The 7,291-nt window shown below is 74.1% G+C and carries 7 protein-coding genes; 6 read left to right on the forward strand and 1 reads right to left on the reverse strand.

Going from position 1 to position 7,291, the window contains the following annotated elements; genetic code table 11:
* Window positions 1–343 (reverse strand): PLD nuclease N-terminal domain-containing protein (locus AB0M03_RS38935; RefSeq protein WP_363501332.1); only part of this gene is annotated, 343 nt, incomplete at its 3' end.
* A gap of 335 nt (window positions 344–678) precedes the next feature.
* On the opposite strand from AB0M03_RS38935, the gene AB0M03_RS38940 reads away from it, so the two are divergent.
* From AB0M03_RS38940 to AB0M03_RS38965, 6 genes are all read left to right on the forward strand, one after another.
* A complete protein-coding gene (locus tag AB0M03_RS38940; protein WP_363501335.1) occupies window positions 679–1,980 on the forward strand; it encodes a helix-turn-helix domain-containing protein in 1,302 nt (433 codons plus the stop codon).
* Between the two features lie 324 nt (window positions 1,981–2,304).
* Window positions 2,305–3,120 (forward strand): ABC transporter ATP-binding protein, encoded by an 816-nt coding sequence (locus AB0M03_RS38945; RefSeq protein ID WP_363501338.1) that lies wholly within the window; start codon window positions 2,305–2,307, stop codon window positions 3,118–3,120.
* Complete coding sequence (locus AB0M03_RS38950) at window positions 3,117–3,896, forward strand: ABC transporter ATP-binding protein (protein ID WP_363501341.1); 780 nt, start codon at window positions 3,117–3,119, stop codon at window positions 3,894–3,896. The genes AB0M03_RS38945 and AB0M03_RS38950 overlap by 4 nt, the downstream gene beginning before the upstream one ends.
* Window positions 3,893–4,783: a branched-chain amino acid ABC transporter permease gene (locus AB0M03_RS38955; protein ID WP_363501344.1), complete on the forward strand. Its 891-nt coding sequence runs from the start codon at window positions 3,893–3,895 to the stop codon at window positions 4,781–4,783. The genes AB0M03_RS38950 and AB0M03_RS38955 overlap by 4 nt, the downstream gene beginning before the upstream one ends.
* Window positions 4,776–5,933, forward strand: a complete 1,158-nt coding sequence (locus AB0M03_RS38960; protein ID WP_363501347.1) for a branched-chain amino acid ABC transporter permease — start codon at window positions 4,776–4,778, stop codon at window positions 5,931–5,933. Before AB0M03_RS38955 ends, AB0M03_RS38960 begins: the two co-directional genes overlap by 8 nt.
* Window positions 5,930–7,186, forward strand: coding sequence for an ABC transporter substrate-binding protein (locus tag AB0M03_RS38965; protein WP_363501350.1), 1,257 nt, complete (start codon window positions 5,930–5,932; stop codon window positions 7,184–7,186). The genes AB0M03_RS38960 and AB0M03_RS38965 overlap by 4 nt, the downstream gene beginning before the upstream one ends.
* Window positions 7,187–7,291: the final 105 nt, after the last annotated feature.

A 7,291-nucleotide genomic window follows, 5' to 3' on the forward strand; every position in this document is an offset into this window, starting at 1 on the left:
CGACGAGGAGGGCGATCCGCACGGCCCGCAGACCCTGCTCCTCGCCGACGGCACCCGGCTGGCCGGTCTGGAAGCGGTGGTGCTGGCGCAAGGCCTCGTCGGTCTTCCTCATCTGGTCCACGTCGCGCTGGGCCATCGAACTGCCGCGGGCGATCAGGTAGACCAGCACGCCGATGAGCGGTAGCAGGATCACGAAGATCGTCCAGCCTGCCTTGCCCCAGCCTCCCATGTCGTCACTGCGGAAGATGTCAGTGATGATCTTGAAGAGCAGGAAGAACCAGAGGATGAAGACGAAGAGCTCGAGCATCGTCCAGAAGAGGTTGAGCAGCGGGTAGTCGTCCATGGCACTCCCGTCCCAGCCCTGCGCCGGTCGACCGGCGGGCTGTCGGTCCACGGCGGCGCCCCCGCACCGCCCGTCCCAGGCCGTCCGAGCCGGACAGGGGACAAAACGAGTCATACCATCGCATTTCGTGCTCGACACATGGCCCGTAGGCCGGTCGGGGTACTCCCGGCCGGGGATGCCGCCCGGCGGACGCGGCGGGCCGCCACCGGTCACGTCCCGGACAGCAGGGGGTCACGATTCGGGCAGCGGCGGCCGGGTGGGGTGAGGATTTCTTGTGCGAGCCCGGCCGGATGCCATTGACTAGCAGCGCTAGTTAAGCCGACGAGGGAGCGCTCGTGAGACCACCCGCCCTGGCTCCGCCCGCCGCCGCACCGACTGGCCCGGTCCCCACGCACCGGCTGCGCGGCCTGCCCGACGAACCGCCCGCCCGGCGACCGGTACGGTCCCGGGCCGACACCGAGGCCGAACAGCTGCTGCGCCGCACCGCGCAGTACCTGCTGCGCGACGTCGACGGCCTGGCCCGCGAACTGGTCGCCATGATCCGCGAACGCGAGCCCGCGTACCCCGCCACCATGGGCCCCGAGGAGCTCCGCCTGGAGGTGCGCTCCTCACTGGAGAGCTCGGTGCACACCCTGCTCGACCCGGCCGGCACCTGGGAGGCCGCCCGGCTCTGCTCCTGGCAGATCGGCGCCCGCCGGGCCCAGCGCGAACTCCCGCTGGACGCCCTGCTGCACGCCTTCCGCCTCGGCGGCGCCCTGGTCTGGCGCCGGCTCGTGGACACCGCCACCCGCCGCGAACCCGACCGCGCCCACCTGCTGCTGCACAGCGCCGCCGGCATCTGGAGCTTCGTCGACGAGCACTCCGACCTGATCACCCAGGCCTACCGCCTGGTCGAGAGCCAGACCGCCCGCGAGCACCGGGAACGCGCTCGCGCCCTGGTGCAGTCGCTGCTCGACGGCACCACCCGGATCAGCGACCTGCCCACCGCCGCAGCCGCCCTCGACCTGCCCGAACGCGGCCGCTACGTGGTGGCCGCGCTGGCCGGCCCGGCCGGGCCTCCCCGACACCCGGCCGAGGCCGCCGCCACGCCCGCCGACCCGCCGCCCGGCGTCCGGATCCTCCGGCACCGCGGCTCCGAGGGCGAGCACGCCCTCGTCCTGCTCGGCGACGCGGACCCCGCCGACGTCGCCGACTGCCTGGGCCGCCGCCGCGGCACCCGGGTCGGGATCGGGCCGGTCGTGGAGGAGCTCGCCGAGCTCGGCACCGCCCGCCGCGCCGCCGACATCGCCCTGCGCACCTGCACCGCCGACGGCGACGTGGCACTGCTGAACGAACGGCTGCCCGCCGCCCTGGTCGTCTCGCTGCCGGACTTCGGCGCCGCCCTGGTCGAGCGCGCACTCGGCCCCGTCCTCGAACTCGACCACCAGGACCGCGAGTCGATGCTCACCACGCTCTCGGTCTGGCTGGACAGCGCCGGCTCCGCCCAGCGGGCCGGCAGCAGGCTCTTCTGCCACCGCAACACCGTGCTCAACCGGCTGCGCCGCTACGAACAGTTGAGCGGTCGCAGCCTCAACGACCCGCGCAACGTGGTCGAACTCTCCCTCGCTCTCGACGCCCACCGCCTGCTCGCCGCCTAGCGGACTCAGGGGCCCACCCCTCCAGGGGCGTGGGGAACTGCACGGTTCCCCGCGCCCCTGTGTGCTGTCCGCCATCGCACTGTCCCTGCTCCTGCGGGCCCCGCGCCAGCGCCGCAAGCAGCACTGGTCGACGTCACAACGCGACCCGCCGCCCCTTGTGCAGCCGCAACGCGTGCCCGCTGCGCCATGGACCGCCCGTCGGCCGCCGTGGTGTCCTGCCGCTCACCCAGCACCGGGCGGACACCAGCGTCCCCCGTGCTTCCCACCCTCCCGAGCGGCCGCGGCCCGTCGTGCGCCGGTCCGCGCTCGGACGCAAGGAGCACCATGAGTCCACCCGAGCGATTCGGTTCGCTCACGATCGAGCACTTGCACGTCGCCTACGGACGCGCCGTCGAGGCGCTCCGCGGGGTCTCACTGGACCTCCCGGGCGGACGGATCGTCGCCGTCCTCGGCGCCAACGGGGCCGGCAAGAGCACCCTGCTGCGCGCCGCGTCCGGCACGCTCGCCCTGCACAGGGGCGCGGTCACCGCCGGTTCGATCGCCGTCGGCGACCATGCGCTGACCGACGACCCGGCCCGGGCCGTCCGCGCCGGCGTCGTCCAAGTACCCGAAGGCAGGAGGGTGTTCGCCGACCTGACGGTCGAGGAGAACCTCCGCGCCGGCGAACTCGGCCGGGGCCGCCAGGGGGCCGCGAGCCGCCGGGAGGCGCGTGACCGGGTCTTCGCCCTGCTGCCGGTGCTGGCCGAGCGCCGCCGCCAGCGGGCCGGTCTGATGTCCGGCGGCGAGCAGCAGATGCTCGCCATCGGCCGGGCGCTGATGGCCGACCCGCGCGTCCTGCTGCTGGACGAGCCCTCGCTGGGCCTCGCGCCGCGCATGGTGGCGAGGATCGGCGCGATCGTCCGGGAGATCAACGAGCAGGGCACCTCGGTGCTGCTGGTCGAGCAGAACGCCGCCATGGCGCTGTCCGTGGCCCACCGGGCGTTCGTCCTGGAGAACGGCCGGGTGCGGCTGGAGGGCACCCCGGAGGAGCTGGCCGCCAGCGACGAGGTGCGCCGGCTGTACCTCGGCGCGGCCGAGGAGGAGACCGGGCAGCCGCACACCGCGCCGCCGGCCCCGGCCCTGCGCAGGTGGACGGCATGACGGCCCCGGCGGCCCGGCTCGCCGTCCGGAACGTCACCGTCCGGTTCGCCGGCCTGACCGCGCTGGACGACGTGTCCTTCACCGTCGAACCGGGCACCGTGCACGCGCTGATCGGCCCGAACGGCGCCGGCAAGTCGACCTGCTTCAACGTGCTCTCCGGGGTGTACCGGGCGGCCTCCGGCAGCGTCGAGTACGGCGGCCGGGAGCTCACCGGGATGGCCCCGCACGCGATCACCGGGCTGGGCATCGCCCGCACCTTCCAGAACATCGTGCTCACCGCGGGCACCGTCGCCGAGAACCTGATGCTCGGCCGGCACCGGCTCACCCGGGCCGGGTTCGCCGCCACCGCGCTCGGGCTGCCCTCGGCCGTCCGGGAGCAGCGGCGGCACCGGGCCAGGGCCGCGGAGATCGCCGACTTCCTCGGCCTCGGCCCGTACTTCGACCGGCCGGTCGGCCCGCTGCCGTACGGCGTCCGCAAGCGGGTCGAGATCGCCCGGGCGCTGTGCACCGAGCCCGGGCTGCTGCTGCTCGACGAACCCGTCGCCGGCATGAACCCCACCGAGCGGCTCGCGATGGCCGACACCGTCGCCGCGATCCGTGAAGCCCTCGGCATCTCGATCCTGCTGGTCGAACACGACATGGGGATGGTCATGCGGCTCGCCGACGCCGTCACCGTCCTCGACTTCGGCCGCCGGATCGCGGACGGCACCCCCGAGGCCGTCCAGCAGGACCCGGCCGTCGTCCGCGCCTACCTCGGACAGGAGGAACCCGCATGACCAGACTTGCCGAGACCCTGCTCGACGGCATCGCCCTCGGGTCGGTCTACGCCCTCGTCGCGCTGGGCTTCGTCGTCGTCTTCAAGGCCTCCGGGGTGATGAACTTCGCGCACGGCTCCGTCCTGCTGCTCGGCGGCTGGACGGTCACCGCGACGCACTCCGCGCTCGGCTTCCCGCTCGCCGTACTGGTCGGCGCGGCCGTCGCCGGGGCCGCCTCCGGGCTGCTCCACCTGCTCTCCGCCCGCGGAGTGCGCGGCGAGGGGGCGCACGTCGCGACCATCCTCACCATCGGCGTCGACCTGGTGCTGGTCACCGCGCTGGCCCGCGGCATCGGCGCCGACTACCTGGGCACCGGCGACCCGTGGGGCTCGGAGGTCGTCCGGCTCGGCGGGGTGCATGTCGCCGAGGCCCGGCTCGCCGGGATCGCCGTCTCCGTCACCCTGATCGGCCTGTTCTTCGCCGCCTTCCGGTGGTCCCGCTGGGGGCTGGCGATGCGCGCCGCCTCCTCCGACGAGGAGGCGGCCGCCCTGATGGGCGTCCGGCTCGGCCGGGTGCGGCTGATCGCCTGGTGCACGGCCGGCGCACTGGCCGCCGTCGCCGCGGTCTTCCTCGCCGCCTTCCCCTCCCCCGGCCTGGACCGCTCCACCGGCCAACTGGCCCTCGCCGCCTTCCCCGCGGCGATCCTCGGCGGCATGGACTCGGCCGTCGGCGCACTCGCCGGCAGCCTCGCCATCGGTCTGGCCGGCGCACTCGCCGCCGGCTACCAGGACTCCCTCGGCGCACTCGGCGAGGGCCTGCCCGGCATCGCCCCGTACCTGGTGATGATCCTGGTGCTGCTGGTGCGGCCGGCCGGACTCTTCGGATCGAAGGAGTCGACCCGTGTCTGACCTCCTATCGAAGCGCCGCGCCGCGGCCGCCGCCGGCGTCCTGGTGCTGCTCGCCCTGCCCTTCTACGCGGACGGATTCTGGCTGCAGAGCGGCCTGTTCGCGATGGCCGCCGTGCTCGGCGCGATCGGGCTGGGCCTGCTCACCGGCACCGCCGGACAGCTCTCGCTCGGCCACTCCTTCTTCCTCGCCGTCGGCGCCTACGGCTACGTGTGGCTCTCCGGCGGGTCGGGCGGCAGCGGCTCGGGCCGGCTCGGCGGCCTCGGACTGCCGCCGGTGCTCGCCTTCGTCCTCGCGGTGGCGCTGGCCGGCGGCGCGGGCGGCCTGTTCAGCCCGATCGCCGGACGGCTGCGCGGCATGTACCTCGGCGTGGCCACCATCGCGCTGGTCTTCCTCGGCCAGCACGTCATGGTCAACTCCCGTTCGGTGACCGGCGGTTTCAACGGCCGGGCGGTGGAGCCGATGGCGCTGTTCGGGTTCTCCTTCAGCGACTCCTCGCCGCGCGGACTGGCCGTGCTCGGGGTGCCGTTCGGCGGCGTCGAGCGGCTCTGGTACTTCGGCCTCGCGCTGGTCGCGATCGGCCTGTACACCGCCCGCAACCTCCACCGCGGCCGCCAGGGGCGGGCGTTGGCGGCACTCCGGGACAGCGGGACGGCCGCGGCCGTGATGGGGGTGCCGGTCGCCCGGTACCGCTGCGCCGCGTTCGTCGTCTCCTGCCTGTACGCCGGTGCGGCCGGCGCGCTCACCGCCCTGGTCTTCAAGCGCGTGGTGCCCGACCACTTCGGGCTCGCGCTGTCCATCGACTACCTCGCGATGATCGTCATCGGCGGGCTCGGCTCGGTCGGCGGCGCGGCCGCGGCGGCCGTCCTGGTCTCGCTGCTGCCCCAGGTCCTCACCGTGTACGCGGACCGGCTGCCGCTGATCGCCCCGGCCGGCACGGACGGCTTCGGCGCCACCCCCGGCGAGGCCGCCCGCTACCTGTACGGCGCCGCGATCGTCCTGATCCTCACCCTCGCCCCCGGCGGACTGGCCGGCCTGGTCCGCCGCGGCCGCCCGCCCGCCGCACCGACCGCCGCCCCCGCTGCACCCATCCCCGTACCCGTCTCCCGCACCGCCACCCACCCCTCGCACGGCAAGGAGCCGACCCCGTGAACAGCAGCAGAGCACTCAGAACCGCCGCCGCCCTCGCCGTCCTCGTGCTGACCGCGACCGCCTGCAGCACCAAGGGCGGCACCTCCTCCGAGCGGGTCGGCAAGGACGACGTCAGGATGGGCCCCGGCGTCACCGAGACCACCATCACCCTCGGCGCGCTCACCGACCTCAGCGGGGTCTACGCCTCCCTCGGCAAGAGCATCGTGAACGCCCAGCAGATGTGGGTCGAGCAGACCAACAAGATCGGTGGCATCTGCGGCCGGAAGATCGAGATCAAGGTCAAGGACCACGGCTACGACGTGCAGAGGGGCGTCGCCGCCTTCGCCGAGGTCGAGCCGGGCTCGGCGATGCTCACCCAGGTCATCGGCTCCCCGGTGGTCGCCGCACTCCGGCAGGACATCAACGACAAGAAGATCCTCACCCTGCCGCTCGGCTGGTCGTCCTCCTTGCTCGGCCAGGACTACGTCCAGGTCGTCGGCCCCACCTACGACATCGACATGATCAACGCGGTCGACTTCCTGACCCGCAAGGCCGGCCTCGCCTCCGGCGACAAGATCGGCCACGTCTACTTCGAGGGCGAGTACGGCGAGAACGCCCTCACCGGCGCCAAGTACGCGGCGCAGCAGCAGGGCTACAGCATCGTCGAGCAGAAGATCAAGGCCACCGACACCGACCTCGGCGCCCAGGTCACCGCTCTCAAGCAGGCCGGGGTCAAGGCGATCCTGGTCAGCGCCGGACCCAAGCAGACCGCCTCGCTGGTCGGCCTGGCCGCCGCCCAGGGGCTGACCGTGCCGGTGGTGAGCAGTGCGCCGGGCTTCGCCCCGCAGCTGCTCGACAGCGCGGCCGCCCCCGCCCTGGAGAAGATGCTCTTCCTGGTCAGCGGCTACCCGGCGCCGAGCGTCGACACCCCGCGGATGCGGCAGCTGGTGCAGGACTACCAGGCCAAGTACCCGGGCGCGCCGGTCGACAGCGGCGTGGTCAGCGGCTGGGTGTCCGCCCAGGTCTCGGCCGAGGCGCTCACCGACGCCTGCAACGCCAAGGACCTCACCCGGGAGGGCATCGAGACCGCCCACCGCGGCCAGAAGGCCCTGAACATCCTGGACGTGCCGCTGGACTTCACCGACGCCGCCAAGCCGTCGGCGTACTCCTCCTTCATCCTCAAGCCGTCCAAGCAGGCGACCGGCGGTCTGGCGGTCCTCGAACCCGCCCACGAGGTCGCGGCCACCCGCGGCTACCAGCTGCCCAAGGGCTGATCCGCCGGGGGGGGGGGGGGCCCCCCCCGCCCCCCCCCCCCCCCCCCCCCCCCGCCCCCCGGGGGGCGCGCCCCCCCCCGCCGGCCCCCCGCGCGCGGGGGGGCC

It is taken from the genome of Kitasatospora sp. NPDC051914 (assembly GCF_040680995.1).
Taxonomy (GTDB): domain Bacteria; phylum Actinomycetota; class Actinomycetes; order Streptomycetales; family Streptomycetaceae; genus Kitasatospora.